This window comes from Deinococcus alpinitundrae (assembly GCF_009982895.1).
GTDB lineage: Bacteria > Deinococcota > Deinococci > Deinococcales > Deinococcaceae > Deinococcus > Deinococcus alpinitundrae.
On record NZ_WXZL01000181.1, the window covers coordinates 1 to 308 of the forward strand.

1 protein-coding gene is annotated in these 308 nt (G+C 35.7%); it reads right to left on the reverse strand.

The window, feature by feature from the left end; translation table 11 throughout:
• The coding region (locus GUI70_RS25535; RefSeq protein WP_161884551.1) for a GA module-containing protein at window positions 1–308 on the reverse strand (308 nt) is incomplete at both ends.

Below are 308 nucleotides of genomic sequence, written 5' to 3' on the forward strand. Positions count from 1 at the left end.
AATGCCTCTTTTTGTGCATTTGTTAAATGGCTTAAACCGTCAATTGCTGTATTTGCGTGTTGTTTAGCTTTTTCAAGGTTTTGAGTACCATTAAGCGCTGCTTTTGTAGTATTCACTTGATTCATAGCTGCTTCAACTTGATCTTTAGTCACGTTTGTACCTGTAGATTTATTTAAAATATTTTCAGCATTATGAACCGCTTCATTGTACGCATTTTTCTTCTCTGGATCAGCATCTGCAAAGTTTTGACTGCCAAGTGTAGTGTCTTTATCATTCAAGCTATCTTTCAAGTTACCCATCGCTGTATT